Origin of the sequence: Blastococcus sp. HT6-30, from assembly GCF_039729015.1 — a bacterium.
In the GTDB taxonomy this organism is placed as follows: Bacteria; Actinomycetota; Actinomycetes; order Mycobacteriales; family Geodermatophilaceae; genus Blastococcus.
Genome location: NZ_CP155792.1, coordinates 3616051 through 3634667 on the forward strand (window position 1 = coordinate 3616051; position 18617 = coordinate 3634667).

Annotated in this window: 18 protein-coding genes; 2 read left to right on the forward strand and 16 right to left on the reverse strand. The window is 72.8% G+C overall.

All coding sequences use genetic code 11. From position 1 onward, the window contains the following. Window positions 1-117 precede the first annotated feature (117 nt). The 11 genes from ABC795_RS17475 to ABC795_RS17525 all read right to left on the reverse strand — a co-directional run bounded on the left by ABC795_RS17475 (window position 118) and on the right by ABC795_RS17525 (window position 11978). Window positions 118-609: a hypothetical protein gene (locus ABC795_RS17475; protein WP_347058593.1), complete on the reverse strand. Its 492-nt coding sequence runs from the start codon at window positions 607-609 to the stop codon at window positions 118-120. Further along, window positions 606-968: a response regulator gene (locus ABC795_RS17480; protein ID WP_347058595.1), complete on the reverse strand. Its 363-nt coding sequence runs from the start codon at window positions 966-968 to the stop codon at window positions 606-608. Before ABC795_RS17480 ends, ABC795_RS17475 begins: the two co-directional genes overlap by 4 nt. Next, a complete protein-coding gene (locus tag ABC795_RS17485; protein WP_347058597.1) occupies window positions 969-1508 on the reverse strand; it encodes a chemotaxis protein CheX in 540 nt (179 codons plus the stop codon). It lies immediately after the preceding gene. Next, window positions 1505-1936: a response regulator gene (locus ABC795_RS17490; RefSeq protein ID WP_347058599.1), complete on the reverse strand. Its 432-nt coding sequence runs from the start codon at window positions 1934-1936 to the stop codon at window positions 1505-1507. Before ABC795_RS17490 ends, ABC795_RS17485 begins: the two co-directional genes overlap by 4 nt. After that, a complete protein-coding gene (locus tag ABC795_RS17495) occupies window positions 1936-2760 on the reverse strand; it encodes a protein-glutamate O-methyltransferase CheR (protein WP_347058601.1) in 825 nt (274 codons plus the stop codon). The genes ABC795_RS17490 and ABC795_RS17495 overlap by 1 nt, the downstream gene beginning before the upstream one ends. Further along, window positions 2757-3896 (reverse strand): chemotaxis response regulator protein-glutamate methylesterase, encoded by a 1140-nt coding sequence (locus ABC795_RS17500; protein WP_347058603.1) that lies wholly within the window; start codon window positions 3894-3896, stop codon window positions 2757-2759. The genes ABC795_RS17495 and ABC795_RS17500 overlap by 4 nt, the downstream gene beginning before the upstream one ends. Before the next feature lie 472 nt (window positions 3897-4368). After that, entirely contained in the window at window positions 4369-5274 is a 906-nt protein-coding gene (locus ABC795_RS17505) for a hypothetical protein (RefSeq protein WP_347058605.1), read from the reverse strand. A 340-nt stretch (window positions 5275-5614) separates the two neighbouring features. After that, a complete protein-coding gene (locus ABC795_RS17510) occupies window positions 5615-6082 on the reverse strand; it encodes a chemotaxis protein CheW (protein WP_347058606.1) in 468 nt (155 codons plus the stop codon). Window position 6083: 1 nt separating this feature from the next. Then, a complete protein-coding gene (locus tag ABC795_RS17515; protein ID WP_347058608.1) occupies window positions 6084-8345 on the reverse strand; it encodes a chemotaxis protein CheA in 2262 nt (753 codons plus the stop codon). A gap of 162 nt (window positions 8346-8507) precedes the next feature. Next, the gene (locus ABC795_RS17520) at window positions 8508-10109 is read right to left on the reverse strand and encodes a methyl-accepting chemotaxis protein (RefSeq protein WP_347058609.1); all 1602 of its coding nucleotides are present in this window, start codon (window positions 10107-10109) and stop codon (window positions 8508-8510) included. A 237-nt stretch (window positions 10110-10346) separates the two neighbouring features. Further along, window positions 10347-11978, reverse strand: a complete 1632-nt coding sequence (locus ABC795_RS17525) for a methyl-accepting chemotaxis protein (protein ID WP_347058611.1) — start codon at window positions 11976-11978, stop codon at window positions 10347-10349. Window positions 11979-12087: 109 nt separating this feature from the next. On the opposite strand from ABC795_RS17525, the gene ABC795_RS17530 reads away from it, so the two are divergent. Then, window positions 12088-12399 (forward strand): hypothetical protein, encoded by a 312-nt coding sequence (locus ABC795_RS17530; protein WP_347058612.1) that lies wholly within the window; start codon window positions 12088-12090, stop codon window positions 12397-12399. Window positions 12400-12636: 237 nt separating this feature from the next. On the opposite strand, the gene otsB is transcribed toward ABC795_RS17530, so the two are convergent. The 4 genes from otsB to crcB all read right to left on the reverse strand — a co-directional run bounded on the left by otsB (window position 12637) and on the right by crcB (window position 15636). Further along, window positions 12637-13374, reverse strand: coding sequence for a trehalose-phosphatase (otsB, locus tag ABC795_RS17535; RefSeq protein ID WP_347058614.1), 738 nt, complete (start codon window positions 13372-13374; stop codon window positions 12637-12639). Then, a complete protein-coding gene (locus ABC795_RS17540; RefSeq protein ID WP_347058616.1) occupies window positions 13371-14786 on the reverse strand; it encodes a trehalose-6-phosphate synthase in 1416 nt (471 codons plus the stop codon). The genes otsB and ABC795_RS17540 overlap by 4 nt, the downstream gene beginning before the upstream one ends. 89 nt (window positions 14787-14875) lie before the next feature. After that, a complete protein-coding gene (locus ABC795_RS17545; RefSeq protein ID WP_347058617.1) occupies window positions 14876-15232 on the reverse strand; it encodes a CrcB family protein in 357 nt (118 codons plus the stop codon). Then, window positions 15229-15636: a fluoride efflux transporter CrcB gene (gene crcB / locus ABC795_RS17550; protein WP_347058619.1), complete on the reverse strand. Its 408-nt coding sequence runs from the start codon at window positions 15634-15636 to the stop codon at window positions 15229-15231. Before crcB ends, ABC795_RS17545 begins: the two co-directional genes overlap by 4 nt. An 89-nt stretch (window positions 15637-15725) precedes the next feature. Between crcB and ABC795_RS17555 the strand changes: the two genes are divergently transcribed. Next, window positions 15726-16823, forward strand: a complete 1098-nt coding sequence (locus ABC795_RS17555; protein ID WP_347058621.1) for a CaiB/BaiF CoA-transferase family protein — start codon at window positions 15726-15728, stop codon at window positions 16821-16823. Between the two features lie 30 nt (window positions 16824-16853). Here the strand turns inward: ABC795_RS17555 and ngg are convergent, their stop codons facing one another. Further along, entirely contained in the window at window positions 16854-18614 is a 1761-nt protein-coding gene (ngg, locus tag ABC795_RS17560; protein ID WP_347058623.1) for an N-acetylglutaminylglutamine synthetase, read from the reverse strand. Window positions 18615-18617: the final 3 nt, after the last annotated feature.

Genomic DNA, 18617 nt, shown 5'->3' on the forward strand with positions numbered 1-18617 from the left:
CATCGCGGTCAGGTGCCGTCCCGACGCCCGCCGAGCCCGTGCGTCACACCCGTCAGCAGCACGACCCCCGTCGCGTCGCGGCGGGGGTCGTGCTGCTGTTTCACGTGGAGCACACCCTCAGGGGACGACGAAGGAGACCGCTCCCTTGCCGTAGGTGGGGATCTCGATGGCGAGATCCACCCGGTTGACGGCGGCCAGCATCCCGACGAGGTCGCCGGGGATCTCGTCACCCGGGGCGTACAGCCCGTGCAGCTTCGAGTGCGGGGCGCCCGGGGTGTTGAACAGCGCGGAGAGCACGTTCACCACCTCGTGCAGCGCGTCGACCTGCATGGTCGTCAGCTCGCCGTCCTCCTCGACGGCGTCCTGGCACCCGCCGGGCGGCAGCAGGGCCAGCGCCCCGCCGGTGTAGGCCGATGCGCCCAGGTCCATCAGGCACAGGGCGTTGACGCTCATCTGCGGGTCGACGTAGACGGCGACCGAGACCGGCCGCTTGGGCGTCGGGGTCACCGGGGCGCCCGGCGCGACGCTCACCGGCCTGCCGACCAGGCCGGTCAGCATGTCGCGGACGTCCTTGGCGGCCGGGAGGTGCACGGCGGTGGGCGCGGTCATGCGATCACCCCGTCCAGGTTCTCCCGGAAGGTGTGCTCGGTGAACGGCTTGGCGATGAGGAAGAGTGCGCCGGCGTTCGCCGCCTTCTCCCGCATCTCCGCCGAGCCCTCGGAGGTCACGAACCCGAAGGGCACGGCCGAGCCCGAGGCCCGCAGCGCCTGCAGGCACTCCAAGCCGGTCATGTTGGGCATGTTCCAGTCGGAGAGGACCAGGTCGGGCTGCTCCGAGCCCACCTTGGCCAGCGCGTCCGCGCCGTCCTCGGCCTCGACGACGTCGTGGTCGTCGTACCCCGCCTGGCGGAGGGTGCGGATGACGATCTGCCGCATGACGCGGCTGTCGTCGGCAATCAGGATCTTCACTCAGGACACCTCGTTCTCGCGAGTGGGGGAAGGAGCCGGCAGTGGCGGGAGGGCGCCCTGCGCGGAGATGGAGAGCGGCTCGCCGCGCCACACCAGGTCGATGCGGCAGACGTCCGCCGGGTTGCGCACGACCGGGGCGTTGCCGACCTGAGGCAGGCTCAGGACGGACGGATCGGGCAGCGCGGCCTTGACGCCGCCGCCGACGACGTTGGCGATCTCGCCGAAGGCGTCGGCGACGTCCTCGGCGTCGAGGTGCTCCGGGCCGGACTCCCGGAGCAGCGCCCGGGCAAGCGCCTCAGCCGTGGCCCGGCCGGTGGTCAGCACGACGCTGCCGGTCCACGGGCCGACGACGTCGACCCAGCTGCACAGGATGTCGCCGGACCGGTCGGTCGGGAGGGGAACGAGTACCTCGTCCTCCCCGACCAGCGAGATCCAGGCCTCGCCGGCGATCGCGAGGATGGTCTCCTCGTCGATCAGGTCGGTGATGACCGGGCGGGAGTCGGTCGTGCGCCGACGCTCCCCCACGTTGATCGTGGTCACCACGCGACCTCCTGCGCACTGCTCCGCAGGGGAGACCGATGCCCGACGGGCGCTTCTTCCAGGGGGAGCAGGCCGAGCAGGGCGAGCTTGTCGCGGAAGGCGTCGGCGGTGAACGGCTTGATCATGTACTCGTGGGCGCCGGCGGCCAGGGCACGGACGATCTGGGTGTGCTCGCTCTCCGACGTGACCATCATCATGGTCATCCGGCGCCACGTCGGGTTGGCGCGGACGGCGGAGACGAACTGCAGGCCGTCCATCACCGGCATGTTCCAGTCGATGGTGGCGAGGTCGGGCACCCAGCCCTCGTTGAGCACCTCGAGGCCCTCGCCGCCGTGGCCGGCATGACGGACCTGGTACCCGAGGTCGGTGAGGATCCCGGTGACGATGCGCCGCATGGCGCGGGAGTCGTCGATCACCAAGGCACGCATTACTGCCCCTTCCGTGGGCGGTAGGCGGAGCTGCGGCCGATGACGACCCGCTCCCATGAGTCGTCGACCCCGAGGGTGGTCTCGGCGGCGCCGAGGAAGAGCCACCCATCAGGTCGCATCAGGTCCCGCACACGGCGGAGGATCGACTGCTTGGTGGGCAGGTCGAAGTAGATGAGCACGTTGCGCAGGTAGACCACGTCGAACGGGCCCATCCGTGGCAGCGGTGCGGCCAGGTTGCACTCGGTGGCGTGGACCATCCGGCGGAGGTTGGCCGACACCTCCCACTCGGTGCCGGTCCGGGTGAAGTGCCGGACGAGCATCGGCGCGGGCAGCCCGCGGTTGACCTCGAGCTGGCTGAACCGGCCGGCGCGGGTCCGCTGCACCATCTCGCGGGACAGGTCGGTCGCGGTGACGGACACCCGCGAGGCAGCGCTGGGCAGCGCGTCGTCCAGGAGCATCGCGATCGTGTACGGCTCCTGCCCGCTCGAGCAGGCGGCCGACCAGATCTGCAGCCGCTCGTTGGCCCCCCGCGCCGACAGCAGGGAGGGCAGGACGGTCGAGGTCAGTGCGGTGAACGGGTCACCGTCCCGGAACCACGACGTCTCGTTGGTGGTGAGCGCCTCGACGATCCGGCGGGTGTTGTCGGCGTCCGGGCGCACCCGGACGGTCTCCACCAGCTTGGTGACGTCCGCCATGCCCATCTGCCTGGCGATGGGCAGCAGGCGGGCCTCCACCAGGTACTCCTTCCCCGGCTGGAGAACGATGGCGCTCTCCTTCCGGACGAGCTCACGGACCCAGTCGAAACTGGTCGCGGTCAGGCTCATCGAGGACCTCCCACGGCCATAGCGGTTCCGGTGTCGAGCAGTGCGGCACCGGCCAGGTGCCGCTGGATCGCCTCGGCGATCCGGTCCAGGGGCAGGACCTCGCCGGCGTAGCCGGCCTGGGCGACGGCCCCCGGCATGCCCCAGACCACCGACGTCGCCTGGTCCTGGACGACGACCGTGCCGCCGGCGTTGCGGATCTCCCCGCAGCCGTTGCGCCCGTCGGCACCCATGCCGGTGAGCACGACACCGAGCACGGCGCCGTCGTACGCGGCGACGGCCGAGCGGAAGAGCGGGTCGACCGCGGGGCGGCAGTAGTTCTCCGGCGGCCCCTGGTTCAGCGAGGTGCTGAACCCGGCGCGGCCGTTCGCGCGGACGACGAGGTGGTGGTCGCCGGGAGCCAGGTGGACCGTGCCGGGGGCCAGCGGGGTGCCGTCGACCGCCTCGACCACCCGCAGCGGGGACAGCCGGTCCAGGCGCTGGGCGAACTGACGGGTGAAGACCGGCGGCATGTGCTGGGCGAGGAGGACCGGGACCGGCAGGTCGGCCGGCAGCGCGGGCAGCACGCGGGCCAGCGCCTCCGGTCCGCCGGTGGACGAGCCGATGACCAGAACGGCCGGCTTCTTGCCCGGTCCGGTCCGCGGCGCGGCCGTCCGGGGCGGCGGGGCCACGGGGGCGGCCGGACGCGCCACCGTGGTCACGGGACGGCCGGTCAGCGCCTTGATCCTGGGGATGAGCTGCTCGCGGACGCTCTCCATCGACTGGGCGACGCTGCCCACGTTGGCCGGCTTCGTGACGTAGTCGTTGGCCCCGGCGGACAGGGCGTCGAGGGTGGCGGTGGCGCCCCGCTCGGTGAGCGTGCTGAACATGATGATCGGCACGCGGCTGTGTCCTCGTGCCGACCCACCGCGCGCGGCGCCGCCGCGGATGGCCTGCACCGCCTCGATGCCGTTCATCTCCGGCATCTCGACGTCCATGGTGATCAGGTCGGGCTTGAGCTGCTCGAGCTTGCCGAGAGCGACCTTGCCGTTGACGGCGGTGCCCACGACCTCGATCCCCGGATCCGCGGAGAGCACGTCGGTGACGATCTTGCGGACGACGACCGAGTCGTCGACCACCATCACCCTGATCGGGTTCACACGTCCTCCTGGCCCCTGCCCGCGCCGACCGGCGGGCTCGTCGTCTGTATCGGCATTCCCGCGCCCGGCTTGAGCCCTTGAGCGGTACGGCATCCGGCGCCTCCCGAAATGGCCGCGAGGTGATCGATATCGGATGTCGGGCAGCGAACCGGTGCGCCGTGGAAATGCCGGCCGGTCCCCGCGTGCGCATTCCTGGGAATGGTGGAACGGGGCCGACCGGCCTGATCACCGCGTCCGGTGCACCACGGTCCCCACGGTCCGCGGACCGAGGCGGGCTGGTGCTACCGGGGAGATTCTCGGCGCGGAGGAGCCGGGATACAGGCGACACGCGGAAAGTACGGGCCCATCTTTTCTCCGTCCAGAATTGTCGACAACCGCGTGTCGGTGATCCACTCGACCATTGTCGACAAGTGCCGCGGAAATGGCGGCCCACCTGGAGGAATGTCCCTCGGCGCCGTGCGGCGCCGGTCGGTCAGCTCAGCGTGGCGGTGCGGCGGCCGGGAGCCCGCAGGACGGCGATGGCGTCTCTGCCGAGCAGGTCGTCGAGGACGATCGCCTGCGCGCACCCGGAGACCGCGTTCCACACCCCGGCCGCGCCGTCGTGCAGGTCGAAGCCGCCGTCGAGGAACGCCTGGACGGCGAGCAGCTGGGCCGCGGCCAGGGCGCGGATCCGTCCCGACACGTGCGCGCCCCACGACGCCTCGTGCATCGCCGCCGCCCACGGGCGGCGCTCGGCCCGGCCCTCGTCGACGGCGAGCCGCCAGCGGGTCCGGCCGACGTCGTCCAGGTCGCCCACGGCAGCGAGGAAGGCGGTCAGCTCCTCGGTGGCGGGGCCGAGGCCCCAGGAACCGGGTCCGGCCAGCGGGCCGCCGTCCAGCGCCCGGTCGAACGCGGCGGTCAGGTCACGGCGCACCAGGGGCGGCAGCACGCCGGCCGCCCAGAAGCCCACGGCGGCGTCGGCCAGCACGTCGGTGGCCTCGTCCCACTCGTCGGCGTCCCGGCGCGCCCGCAACGGGTGCTCGGCGCCCAGGACGTCCTCGCGGAGCAGCCGCTCCAGCGTGGGGGCGTCGCCGATGGTGCTCTGCTCGAGCTGGGCGACCAGCAGCGCCACCCGGTCACCCTCGTCGCGGCCGGCGTCGGCCGCCGCGCGCATGTGGGGCACGCCCGCGGCCATCTCGCGCGCCCGGCGCGAGCGGACCGCCCGCACCCCGCGGCGCTCGCGGTCCAGCCCGCGGGCGGGGTGCACCGCGGCCAGCCGGGAGAACCCGCCCTCGTCGGCACCCAGCCCCGCCAGGAGCACCTCGGCGACCGAGCGGCCGGCGGGCAGCCGGACGAGGTCGAAGCCCAGGGTGGCGGCACTGACCAGCGAGTAGGGCACGGCGGCGCCTCCACAGCTCCGGGAACAGGAGGACCCATGCTGACTGCCCGGCCGCTCGGGCGCCATGCGCCCATCACCCGATCGCTGGAGTCACCATCCGCCTACTGGGCGTGTCGCGCGGTGCACCGTCAGCGAGACATGACGGTGAGTCATGCTCCACTCCCCGCGCGTGGCCAGCCGCGGAAACGCCGGAGCGGCGGGGAGGTCGTCCGCTCCGCCGCTCCACTGCCTGTGTCGTCCCGAGTGGGCCCCGGAGGGGTCTGTGGGGGGGCGACGGTGCGGCTCCGCCCCGCTGGGGGAGGGCACCTGGCCGCGGTGTCGTCCCGAGGACGACAAACTGCTAGGCGCTGACGGCCCTCTGGACGTCCAAGGCCAGCAGCAGTGTGCCGTCGAGCTTGTAGGCCCCCCGGATGAGCTCCCGGGCCTGGCCCTCGAGCGTGTCCGGCGGCGCCTCGAAGTCGCTGGCGTCGACGTCGACCACGTCGGCGATGGAGTCGACCAGCATGCTGACCGCCTCGCCGTGCAGCCGGACGACGATGACGACGGGGTCGGTGCCCTCGGGGCGCGGCGGCCGGCCGAGCCGCTCGCGCAGCTCGATGGCGGTGACCACCTGGCCACGGAGGTTGATCAGGCCGGCGACGGCCGTCGGGGCGAGCGGCACGCGGGTGAGCTGCTGGCTGCGCAGCACCTCCTGCACGTGCTGGACCTCGATGCCGTACAGGTCACCGTCCAGCCGGAAGGTGGCCAGCTGGCCGCCGGTCGCAGGCGCGGCGTTCTTGGTGGACAGGACACCGGTCGGAGCGGTCACGTCAGACCTCCAGCAGGGAGTCGGAGGCGCCGGACGGCGCCGAGGAGGAGTGCGAGTAGAACGCGGGGTCGGCGGCGAGGATGGCGGCCCGGACGTCGAGCAGCTCGGTCACCTTGTCGCCGAGGACGGCCGAGCCGAGGAGGCCGATGTCGTCGATGTCGCTGCGCACCGCGGCCTCGCCGTCGACGATGTCGAGGATCTCCTCGACGACGATCGCGACGCTGCGACCGTGGTCGGCGTAGACGATGACCTCCAGCACCTCGCGGTCGGACTCGCCGTAGGCGCCCAGGTGCCGGTCGAGCCGCACCATGGGGAGGATCGCGCCGCGGTACTGCACGACCTCCCGGTTGCCGACCCGCTCGACCGCGTCGGTGCGCACCTGCTCGAGCCGGGTGACGGTGTCGAGCGGGATGGCGACCCGGCGGCCGCCGCCGATGGCGGCCAGGAGCAGGCGCTGCCGGTCGGTCTCCGCCGCCACGGCCTGCAGCGCGCCGGCGCGGGCCTCCTGGCGGTCGGTGGTCTCGGTGCGCAGGGCCCGCCGGGCGAGCGCCTGCACGTCGAGGATCAGGGCGACGGTCCCGTCGCCGAGGACGGTCGCCCCCGAGTAGAGCCCGATGGCCTTGAGCTGCCCGCCCACGGCCTTGACGACGATCTCCTCGGTGTTGATGACCCGGTCGACGACGAGGCCGAACCGCCGGCCCTCGGACCGCAGGACCGCGATGACCACGTGGCCGTCGTGCCGCTCGGAGGTCAGGCCCAGGACGTCGGTGAGGCGGACGAGCGGGAGGAGCTCCCCACGGAGCCGGTAGACCGGCGCCCCGCCGACCTCCTCGACGGCGTTGGCGGCCTTCTCGGCGTCCAGCGACACGAGCTCCTGCAGGCTGATCTGCGGGATGGCGTAGCGGTCGGAGGCACACTCGACGGTCAGCGCCGGGACGATCGCCAGCGTCAGCGGGATGCGCAGCCGGCACACGGTGCCCACACCGGCGTCGGACTCGACCTCGATGGTGCCGCCGATGGACTCGATGTTGGTCTTGACGACATCCATGCCGACGCCGCGGCCGGAGACGTTGGTGACCGCGGCAGCGGTGGAGAAGCCGGGCAGGAAGATCAGCTGCAGGACGTCGGCCGGGCTCATCCGGGACAGCGCCTCCTGGCTGATCAGCCCCCGCTGCACCGCCTTGGCGCCGAGCTTGACCGGGTCGATCCCGGCGCCGTCGTCGGCCACCTCGACCACGACCTGGCCGCTCTCGTGCCGGGCCCGCAGGGTGAGGACGCCCTCGGCGGGCTTGCCGGCCTTCGTGCGGGTGTCGGGGGCCTCGATGCCGTGGTCGACGGAGTTGCGGACCAGGTGGGTCAACGGATCCTTGACCGCCTCGAGCAGGGTCTTGTCGAGCTCGGTGTCCCGGCCCTCCATGTCCAGACGGATCGACTTCTTCAGCTGGAGGCCGAGGTCGCGGACGACGCGCGGCAACTTCGACCAGATGTGGTCGATCGGCTGCATGCGCGTCTTCATGACGCCCTCCTGCAGCTCGCTGGCGATCAGGTTGAGCCGCTGCGAGGCGCGGATCAGGTCGGTGTCGGTCTGCCGCGCGACGTTCTGCACGATCTGGTTGCGGGTGAGCACCAGCTCGCCGACGAGCAGCATGAGCTCGTCGAGCAGGTCGACGTCGACCCGGATGGTGCTGTCGGCGACGGCACGGCGGGCCTGGCCGCCGGCGGCGTCGGCGGCGGACGCCTCGGCCTCCGGCTGGTCGGCGACGGCGGGCTCGGGCACCGCGATCCCCGCCACGGCCGGAGCCGGCATCAGTGGCTCCTCGGGCAGGTCATCGTGCAGCTCCTCGACGACTGCAGCGGCAGCGGGGGCGGCGGCCGGGGCCTCCTCCATGGCCGCGCTGATGGCGGCGACGACGGCCGAGACGTCCACGGACCCCTCGCCGCCGCTGGCCTCGATCGAGCTGAGCAGCGACCGGACGGTGTCCACCATCTGCAGCAGGACGCTGGTCCGGGTGGGGGTCAGAGCGAGCTCGCCGTCCCGCAGCCGGGAAAGCATGTTCTCGCCGACGTGGGTGACCTCCTCGAGCCGGTTGAAGGCCAGGAAGCCGCTGGTGCCCTTGATGGTGTGGATGGTCCGGAAGATGCTCGACAGCCGCTCGCGGGAGTTGGGCTCCTGCTCGAGGGCGACGAGGTCCGTGTCGAGCTGGTCCAGGTTCTCGTGGCTCTCGACGAGGAACTCCTCGACGATGTCGTCCAGACCGTCCACTGTTGCCTTCTCTCTGGTTGCGACGAGGCGCAGTCGTCCCCACTGGGTCATCGGCGGGCCGCCGGCGGACTCGAGGTGGACCCGCCGGCGGCGATCGCCAGTCGTGCTATCGGCAGCCTGCCGGCCACGGCGGACCGCCGGCCGGAGGACGCCAGGGCGCGATCAGTAGGTGAAGCGGCCCACCGTCGTGCGCAGGTCGGCGGCCATGCGGGACAGCTCGTCCACCGCGATCCGGGTCTGCCCGAGCGCCTGGGTGGTCGAGTCGGCCGCCGTGGAGACCCCGGTGATGTTCTCGGCGATCTGCGTCGAGCCGCTGGCGGCCTCCACCACCGACCGGGACATCTCGTTGGTGGTCGCGGTCTGCTCCTCCACCGCCGAGGCGATGGTCGTCTGCCGGTCGGAGATCTGCGCGACGATCGCGGAGATCTCCCCGATCGCCGCCACCGCCGCGGTCGTGTCACCCTGGATCGCCTGCACCCGGCGGGCGATGTCCTCGGTCGCCTTCGCCGTCTCCTGCGCCAGCTCCTTCACCTCGTTGGCCACCACCGCGAAACCCTTCCCGGCCTCACCGGCCCGCGCGGCCTCGATCGTGGCGTTCAGCGCCAGCAGGTTCGTCTGCTCCGCGATCGAGGTGATCACCTTCACCACGTTGCCGATCTCCGCCGAGGACTCCCCCAGCTTCGCCACCGTCGCCGTCGTGGTCTCCGCCGCGGTCACCGCACGCGCCGCGACGTCGGAGGCCTCCGCCGCATTCGTCGCGATCTCCCGGATCGAGGCACCCATCTCCTCCGCACCCGCGGCGACGGTCTGCACGCTGCGCGAGACCTCCTCGGCCGCAGCCGAGACCACGCCTGCCTGCGCGCTGGTCTCCTCCGCACCCGCCGAGATCTGCGACGACGACGCGCTCAACTCCTCCGACGAGGCCGCCACCGCATCCGCCGAGAGGACCACCGAGGACAGCACGCCGCGCAGCGAGTCGAGCGCCTCGTCCAGCGACGCGGCGGTCCGGCCGATCTCGTCCCGGCTGGTGATGCCCGTCTGCCGGGTCAGGTCCCCGGCGGCGAGCCGGCCCACGCTCTCCCGGAGCAACCCGAGCGGCCGGGTGACCGAACGGGTGACGACCAGCCCCAGGAGGACGGCCAGGGCGATGCCCAGCAGGCACACCAGGACCACCGCCCGGGTGGCGTCGGAGACCGTCTGGTCGTAGCCGGCGCCGGTCATCAGGCGCTCCTCACCGGCCTCGATCCCCGCGGCGAGCTGCTCCTCGTAGGTCTTCCGCAGCTCCCGGGTAGGACCCATGGCGACGGCGACGGCGGCGGCACGGTCCGAGGGGAACAGTGCGAACTCCGCGTGCAGGCTCTCCGACCAGTTGCCCACCGAGGCCTCCAGTTCGTCGAGGAACGCCCGCTCCGCACCCGTGGGAGCGGCGGACCGCGCGGACGCGAAGAGGCCGTCGACCTTCTCCAGCCGCTCGTCGACCTCCGCCTGGAACTCCGGGTCGCCGGTGAGGAGGAACCCGCGCTCGTCGTTGGCCGTCGCCTTCGCGGTGAGGCCCAGCTCGTGCAGGCTGTTCAGGTAGGGCATCGACGTCTGCAGCTCGGCGGCGCGGGCGTTGCGGAGCTCGCTGAGGTCTGCGACGGCCAGGAAGCCCACGGCAGCCGCGGTGAGCGACGCGACCCCCACCGCCGTCAGGATCTTCTGGCCCACGGGGCGGTCGGCGTACCAGCGCACCGGCCAGGGGCGGGACGACGGAGATGCGGGCATCGGGTGGCTCCTCGGATCGTGTTCGTGTCCCCCACCGCCCGGCGGCGCCGGCGCCCGGTGAGGCGTCCGAAATCTACGGAATCGAATTGAACAGAACCGCCCCTCGGCGGCGTGTCGTGGATGCCGCAGAAGAATGGTCGACGACCGCACGATCGCGGGCTATTTGTCGACTCCGAGAAACGATGAATGCAGGTGACACGGGTCGGCGTCACCTGCATTCGTCGTGCACATGCGGAACTAGTAGGTGAACCTCCCGACACTGGTGCGCAGGTCCGCGGCCATCCGGGAGAGCTCGTCGACCGCCGTGCGGGTCTGCGTCAACGCCGTGGTCGTCGATTCCGCGGCGGTGGAGACCCCGGTGATGTTGTTGGCGATCTCGGTGGTCCCGCCGGCGGCCTCCTGCACCGATCGGCTCATCTCGTTGGTGGTCGCGGTCTGCTCCTCCACCGCCGAGGCGATGGTCGTCTGCCGGTCGGAGATCTGCGCGACGATCGCGGAGATCTCCCCGATCGCCGCCACCGCCGCGGTCGTGTCACCCTGGATCGCCTGCACCCGGCGGGCGATGTCCTCGGTCGCCTTCGCCGTCTCCTGCGCCAGCTCCTTCACCTCGTTGGCCACCACCGCGAAACCCTTCCCGGCCTCACCGGCCCGCGCGGCCTCGATCGTGGCGTTCAGCGCCAGCAGGTTCGTCTGCTCCGCGATCGAGGTGATCACCTTCACCACGTTGCCGATCTCCGCCGAGGACTCCCCCAGCTTCGCCACCGTCGCCGTCGTCGTGGCAGCCGCGGTGACGGCGCGGTCGGCGACCTCGCTGGCCTCGGCGGCGTTCTGCGCGATCTCGCGGATCGAGGCACCCATCTGCTCGGCACCCGCGGCCACCGTCTGCACGCTGCGCGAGACCTCCTCCGCCGCACCGGCCACCACACCCGACTGCGCGGACGTCTCCTCCGCCGATCCGGCGATCTGCTGCGACGACGCGCTCAGCTCCTCGGACGACGCGGCCACCGCGTCCGCAGAGGCGACGATCTCGTTCACCGCGGTCGACATCGCCTCCGCGGCGGTGTTCAGCGCCGCCGCCATCTCGCCGACCTCGTCGCGCCCGCGGACGGGGAGACGGACGGTCAGGTCGTTGGCGGCCAGCCGCTCGAGGCCTGCCTTGACGTGCCGGACGCCGCGGACGATCCCGCTGGAGACGGACCAGGCAAGGCCCCCGCCGACCAGGAGGGCGATCAGGAAGACCACCAGGGAGACGACGCGGGTCTCGGTGCGGGCGTCAGCGACCGCGACCTCCGCCTCGGCGACCCGGGCGTCGACCGACGCGACGAGCTCCACCATGGCCTGGTCGAGCACGTAGAAGACGTCCCACTTCTCACCCTGCGACAGCGCATCGCCCTCGTCGAGGCGCCCCTGCTGCCACAGCCGGAAGATCTGGTCGTTGTAGTCGCTCATCAGCGCCCAGTTCTGCTCGATCACCTCGAGGCTGGCCGCGGCGTCGGCGTCCAGCTGCGCACGGTCGAGCTCGAAGAGCCCCTCGAAGCCGGCGGCGCCGTCACGGTAGGCGGCCACGTTGTCGCCGTCGGGCGCGGCCGCGACCGCTCCGCCGTCGACCCGGGCCTTCCAGGCGGTGATGTTCTGCCAGTTCGCCGCCCACAGCAGGTCGTAGCGGGCCGCCTCCACCGCTCGCTGGGCGGCGACAGCGTCCCGCGCCTCGGCATGGAGATCGGCCACGCGCTGCGTGCCCGTGATCCCGGTGACGGTCGCGGCGATCGTGCCCAGGAGCAGGGCGGCGCTGATGGCGAAGATCCGGGTGGCGATGCCCCGGTCGCGATACCAGTGCCCGTGGCGTTGGTCGTGCCGTGGTGCGGACATGCTCGTGTCATCCCTTGCTCGGCCGGTGGTACGCGCTGAGCATGACCATTCCGGGCTCTTGCCTCAGCGCTAAGAGGCCCGTGTCGGAATTCGCGTCGGAGATCGATCGGTGACCATTCTCGGCCCGGCCGATTTGTCGACCCGCCGGGCTCCGGAAAAAGATGGGAGGAGCGCCCGGCCGGTCGACCGGACGCTCCTCGACGTCTCCTGGGTGCGACGCGCGTCGCGGAGGTGTCAGTACACGAAGTTCCCGACGGTCGTGCGCAGGTCGGCGGCCATGCGGGACAGCTCGTCGACCGCGGTGCGGGTCTGGGTCAGCGCCTGCGTGATCGAGTCCGCCGCCGTGGAGACCCCGGAGATGTTCTCCGCGATCTGCGTGGACCCTCCAGCAGCCGGTGTGGCGACGCAGCCATTCTTGTGACTCCGGCGAACGAGATGAGCGCATTCCGATCTGAGAACGAGGATCGTTACGCGACCACGGGCTCATCGCCTTCCGGACGGCGACGTGTCGACACGCCTGGAATGGTCACCGGGCAGCGGGCGACCTTCGTCCGTGCGTCGGAGCCGCGCATTTCCGGACTGCCGACCTCTCGGAAGAGGTGACCGGCGCCGCGACGACGGCCATCCGAGGCGCCGCGCGACACGCGACGCGGGAGACTCAGGAGAGCCGGTCGGCCAGCCGGCCGAGGAGGTCGACCACGGCCTCCGGACCCGCGACCCGGTAGCGGGCGGCTGTCTCGCCCTCGCCCACTTTGATGGTCACGTCGTCGGGCCCCAGTGCCCGGAACCCGTCCTCGTCGGTGACGTCGTCGCCCAGGTACACCGCGGCGGCCGCGCCGAGCTCCTCGACGAGCCGCCGCAGCGCCCCGCCCTTGTCCGCATCGGTGACGGCGATCTCGAGCACGTCCTTGCCCGGCTTCATCGTCAGTGACGGATCTGCCTTCTCGCGCGCCTCCGCGAGCAGGGCGGCGGCACGGTCCCGGTCGGCGACCTGGCGGACGTGGACCGCCACGCTGGCCGGCTTCACCTCCAGCCGGGCGCCGGGCGTGCCCTCGACGAGGGGGGCGAGCAGCCGCGCCAGCTCGTCGCGCCGTCCGGCATCCTCGTCGGTCAGCGGCCCGTCGAACTCCGCGCCGTGGCTGCCGACCCAGCGGAAGTTCCCCGGTAGCCCGCTGGTCCGGCGCAGGTCGTCGACCCCGCGGCCGCTGACCAGGGCCACGGTCACGCCGTCGACCGCGGCGAGCCGCGCCAGCACCTCGGCCACACCGGGCTCCGGCACGGCCGCCGCCGGGTCGTCGCGCAGCCGGGCGAGGACCCCGTCGTAGTCGCTGGCCACCAGCAGCGGCCGGCGCGTGGCCAGCTCGGCCAGCGCCGCGTCGGGGCCGGGGGAGCTCACGCCTGCCCCTTCAGGGCATCGAAGAACGAGCCGGCCCAGTGCTCCAGGTCGTTCTTGAACAGGTGCCGGCGCATGGCCCGCATCCGCTTGGCCGCCTCGTCCGGCTCGATGCGCAGCGCACGCACGAGCTGGTTCTTGACCCCGGCGATGTCGTGCGGGTTGACGAGGAAGGCCTGGCGGAGCTCCGCCGCCGCCCCTGCGAACTCGGAGAGCACCAGCGCGCCACCGAGGTCGCCGCGCGCGGCGACGTACTCCTTGGCCACCAGGTTCATGCCGTCGCGGTAGGGCGTCACCAGCATGACGTCGGCGGCGCGGTAGAGAGCGGCGAGCTCCTCGCGCGGCATCGACTGGTTGAAGTAGTGCACGGCCGGCCCGGCGATCGAGCCGTAGACGCCGTTGATGTGGCCGACCTGCTGCTCGATCGTCTCGCGCATGTGCACGTAGTGCTCGACCCGCTCGCGGCTGGGCGTCGCGACCTGGACGAGCACGGTGTCGGGCGCCTCCACCGCGCCGTCCTCGAGCAGCTCCTCGAAGGCGCTGAGCCGGACGCCGATGCCCTTGGTGTAGTCCAGCCGGTCGACGCCGAGGATGATCTTGCTGGGGTTGCCCAGCTCGGAGCGGATCTCCTTCGCGCGCCGGATGACCTCGGGGGAGCGGGCGAGCTCGTCGAACGCGGTGACGTCGATGGAGATCGGAAAGGCCCGGGCGGTCACCACGCGGCCGTCGTACTCGATCTGGTTCCGGCGGCACCTGAGGTCGTGCAGCCGCCGGGCGAGCTCGACGAAGTTCGCAGCCGCGGACGGCCGCTGGAAGCCGACCAGGTCCGCGCCGAGCAGGCCCTCGACGATGGCCGAGCGCCAGGGCAGCTGGGTGAACAGCTCGTACGGCGGGAAGGGGATGTGCAGGAAGAACCCGATGGTCAGGTCCGGTCGGCTCTGCCGCAGCATCGCCGGCACCAGCTGGAGCTGGTAGTCGTGCACCCAGACGATGGCGCCCTCGGCGGCCACCGCCGCGGTCCGCTCGGCGAACCGCTTGTTGACCTGCACGTAGGCGTCCCACCAGGCGCGGTGGTACTCCGGCTTCTCCACCACGTCGTGGTACAGCGGCCACAGCGAGGCGTTGGACATGCCCTCGTAGTAGCGGTCGACCTCGTCCTCGGTGAGCGGAACCGGGATCAGCGACATCCCGCCGGACTCGAAGGGCTCCGGTGCGTCGCCGGCCGAACCCGACCAGCCCACCCATGCCCCGCCGCGTCCGGCGACGAACGGCTCGAGCGCGGTGACCAGACCACCCGGGCTGCGCTGCCAGCGGGTGGTGCCGTCGGGGTCGGTGACCTGGTCGACCGGAAGCCGGTTCGCGACCACGACCACAGGGCTGTCCGCCCCGACCCTGTCCTGCGCGTTCTCGGTCATACCGTCCCGACCCTATCCAGACGACGGGCTTCCCGCTCCACGGGTGGCTGCAGATCCGGTGATGGGGAGGGGTGCGGCCCGCCGGACCGTCAGATCCCCCGTGCGGCCAGGTAGGCGCCGGCGGCCGCGCCGAGGCCGAGCAGCACGGTGGCGAGCAGGTAGCCCAGCGCCCGGACCGGCCGACCGGCCTCCAGCAGACGGATCACGTCGGCACCGAACGTGGAGAAGGTGGTCAGCGCGCCGCAGAACCCTGTGCCGACGAGCGCCACGGCGCCCGCGGGGACGTCGGCCAGGCCCAGCAGCAGGCCCAGGACCGCGCTGCCGACGACGTTGGCCACGAGGGTCCCCGACGCCGGGTCCCGGCCGTCCCGGCCCGCCGCCCGGGTGGCGAGGAGGCGCAGCGGGGCGCCCACCGCGGCACCGAGGGCCACCAGCAACGGGATCACCGGTCCGACCTCCCGGTCGCTGCCCCGGCCGGCCCCCGGGCCGACCGGACCGCCTGCGCGCCCAGCAGGACGGCGACGACGCCGCCGACGGCCGACGCCAGCACGTACCCCGCGGCCCACACCGGCGCCCCGCCCTCCACCAGCGCGACGACCTCGACGGCGAACGTCGAGTACGTCGTGTACCCGCCGAGCACGCCCACGCCGAGGAGCGGCCGCGCCCAGCCCGGTTCGGGGGAGCTGGCGGTGAGGGCGGCCAGCAAGGCACCGAGGAGGAGGCAGCCGGTCAGGTTCACGAGCAGGGTCGCCCAGGGCCAGCCGCCGGGGGAGGTGGGCACCGCCTCGGCGAGCGACCACCGGGCCAGGGAGCCCAGCGCCCCGCCCAGCGCCGCCAGCAGGTAGGCCATGTGACCTGGCGCTCCTTCCCGATCCAGGGTCGGGCAGCATGCCCTCGGGGAGGGTCGCACGCCGGTGACCCAGGACAGGGGAGGCCACCGTGGGACCGCTGGAGGGCGTACGGGTCGTCGAGTTCGCCGGGCTCGGGCCCGGCCCGTTCTGCGGGATGCTGCTGGCCGACCTGGGCGCCGACGTGGTGCGGATCGACCGGAAAGGCGCCCGCGGGGGCCTGGTCGGCTCGCTCGGCGCCACGTCCCTGCTCGACCGGGGCAAGCGCTCGATCGCGCTCGACCTCAAGGACCCGGCCGACGTGGCGGTGGTCCGCGCCCTCGTGCGGCGGTCCGACGTCCTGCTGGAGGGCTTCCGGCCCGGCGTCATGGAACGGCTGGAGCTGGGCCCCGACGACCTGATGGCCGACTCGCCGGGCCTGGTCTACGGGCGCATGACCGGCTGGGGGCAGACCGGCCCCCTGGCGCACAGCGCCGGCCACGACATCGGCTACATCGCGCTCACCGGGGCCCTGGGCGCCAGCGGGCGCCCCGACGAGCGGCCGGCGCCGCCGCTGAACCTGCTCGGTGACTTCGGCGGCGGGGGAGTGTTCCTCGCCCTCGGTGCGCTCGCCGCACTCCTGCACGCCCGCACCACGGGGCGGGGTCAGGTCGTCGACGCCGCGATCGTCGACGGGACCGCCGTCCTGACCACGATGATCCACGGCATGCTGGACGCCGGCGCCTGGACCGACCGGCGAGGCCGGAACCTGCTCGACACCGGGGCGCCGTTCTACGACGTCTACCGCTGCGCCGACGGGCACTTCCTGGCGGTGGGCGCGCTGGAGGAGCAGTTCTACGCGGCCCTGCTCGCCGGGCTGGAGCTCGCCGGTGACGAGACGCTGCCCGACCGGAGCGACCCCCGCCAGTGGCCGGTGCTGCGCGAGCGCTTCACCGAGGCGTTCGCCTCCCGGACCCGCGCGCAGTGGTGGGAGGTGTTCGAGGGGACCGATGCCTGCGTGGCACCGGTCTGGTCGCTGCTGGAGGCGACCGAGGACCGGCACAACACCGAGCGCGGGGTCTTCGTGGAGGTCGGCGGCGTGGTCCAGCCCGCGGTCGCCCCGCGGTTCTCCGCGACGCCCGGGGCCGTCGGGCGGGTGCCCGCGGTGGGGGAGCACACCGACGAGATCCGCGCCGAGCTGGGGCTGTAGGTCCGCTGCCTCACCTCACGTGGTCCTGGGTCAGGGGCGACGGCGGGTCTCCGGGAAGAGCAGGTCGACGAAGCGCTCGGCGGTGGGCTGGGGCTCGTGGTTGGCCAGCCCCGGGCGCTCGTTGGCCTCGATGAAGACGTAGTCGGGGCCGCTGACGTCGGGCACGAGGAAGTCGATGCCGGTGACCGGGATGTCGAGCGCGGTCGCCGCCCGCACCGCGGCGTCGGCGATGTCCGGGTGGAGCTGGTCGGTGACGTCCTCGATCGTGCCCCCCGTGTGCAGGTTCGCCGTCCGGCGCACCTGGATGCGGTCGCCGTTGCGCGGGACGTCGTCCATCGCGTAGCCGGCGTCGGCGACCACCTCGGTGGTCGTGGCGTCCAGGGGGATCCGGGACTCGCCACCGGTCGCGCGCTCCCGGCGACGGCTGGTCGCGCGGATCAGCTCGGTGACCGTGCTCCGGCCGTCGCCGATCACCTCCGCGGGACGGCGGACCGCCGCGGCGACCACCTCCCGGTCGATCACCACCACCCGCAGGTCCTGGCCGGGCACCATCTCCTCGACGAGCACGTCCGGGCAGAACGTCGCCGCGAGCTCCACCGCCCGCTGGAGCGCCGCATCGCCCTTGACGCCGACCGTGATGCCCTTGCCCTGCTCCCCGCGGGCCGGCTTGACGACGACCTCGCCGACCTCGCGCACGAGGTCCGACGCGGCCGCGAGGTCCTCCTCGTGCGCCAGCGCCCCGCGCGCCACCCGCACCCCCGCCCGCTCCATGATCCGGCGGGTGACCCGCTTGTCGTCGCACCGGCTCATGGCCACCGCGGTGGTGAACTCCGAGAGCGACTCACGGGTCACGACCGTGCGGCCCCCGACCGACAGCCGCAGCTCCCCCCACTCGGCGTCGGTGACCTCCACGCGGACACCTCGGCGCAGCGCCTCCTCGGCGATGATCAGCGCGTAGGGGTTGAGCCCCTCCAGCCCGGGCGGCCGGGCGGCGAACAGCGGCGTGTTGATGGGGTTCTTGCGCTTGACGCAGACAGCGGAGACCCGGGTGAACCCCAGCTTCCGGTAGAGGGCGATCGCGCCGGCGTTGTCGTGCAGGACCGAGAGGTCCAGGTACGACCGGCCGCGGCCGACGTAGCGCTCGGCGAGCACCCGCACCAGGGCCTCGCCGGTTCCGGGCGGGGCGTCCTGGTTGTGCACGGCCAGGCACCACAGGCTGGCGCCGCCCTCCGGGTCGTCGAAGGCCAGGGTGTGGTCGACCCCGGTGACCGTGCCGACGACCTTCCCGGTCCGCTGGTCCTCGGCGACCAGGTAGGTGAAGCAGCGGGTGCGGTGGTTGCGCCACATGACGTCGGCGTCGCCGACCACCATGCCGTTGAGGGCGTAGATCTCGTTGATCGCCACCATGTCCGCGCGCGAGGTGGCCGTGCGCACGAACACCCCGCGGATGAGCTCATGCCGGGCGCGGTAGCGGTACAGGTCCAGCCGGTAGGTGTAGCTGGGGTCGATGAACAGCTCGTCCGGCGCCAGCCCGACCAGCACGTGCGGATCCCGCGGGTAGATGCAGATGTCCCGCTCACCGGTCTCCTCGGCGCGCAGGGCGTCGACGATGCCGTGCAGGTCGTCGAACGTCTGCCCGAAGACGAGCCGGCCCCAGCCCATGTCCAGGACGACGTCCTTCGCCATGCCCTGGAGCTGGTGCTGCGACGGCTTCCGCCAGGACCGGGCGGTGAGGTCGGGGGTGCTGGCCACCGGCGTGCGGCGTCGGTGACCGGCCAGCCGGGGTGCCACGCG

Bases quoted from the DNA above. Each gene is read 5' to 3' on its own strand.
- ABC795_RS17490 (WP_347058599.1), bottom strand. From the start codon at position 1,936: ATGCGTGCCTTGGTGATCGACGACTCCCGCGCCATGCGGCGCATCGTC.
- ABC795_RS17540 (WP_347058616.1), bottom strand. From the start codon at position 14,786: ATGACCGAGAACGCGCAGGACAGGGTCGGGGCGGACAGCCCTGTGGTC.
- ABC795_RS17495 (WP_347058601.1), bottom strand. From the start codon at position 2,760: ATGAGCCTGACCGCGACCAGTTTCGACTGGGTCCGTGAGCTCGTCCGG.
- ABC795_RS17520 (WP_347058609.1), bottom strand. From the start codon at position 10,109: ATGCCCGCATCTCCGTCGTCCCGCCCCTGGCCGGTGCGCTGGTACGCC.
- ABC795_RS17475 (WP_347058593.1), bottom strand. From the start codon at position 609: ATGACCGCGCCCACCGCCGTGCACCTCCCGGCCGCCAAGGACGTCCGC.
- ABC795_RS17525 (WP_347058611.1), bottom strand. From the start codon at position 11,978: ATGTCCGCACCACGGCACGACCAACGCCACGGGCACTGGTATCGCGAC.
- crcB (WP_347058619.1), bottom strand. From the start codon at position 15,636: ATGGCCTACCTGCTGGCGGCGCTGGGCGGGGCGCTGGGCTCCCTGGCC.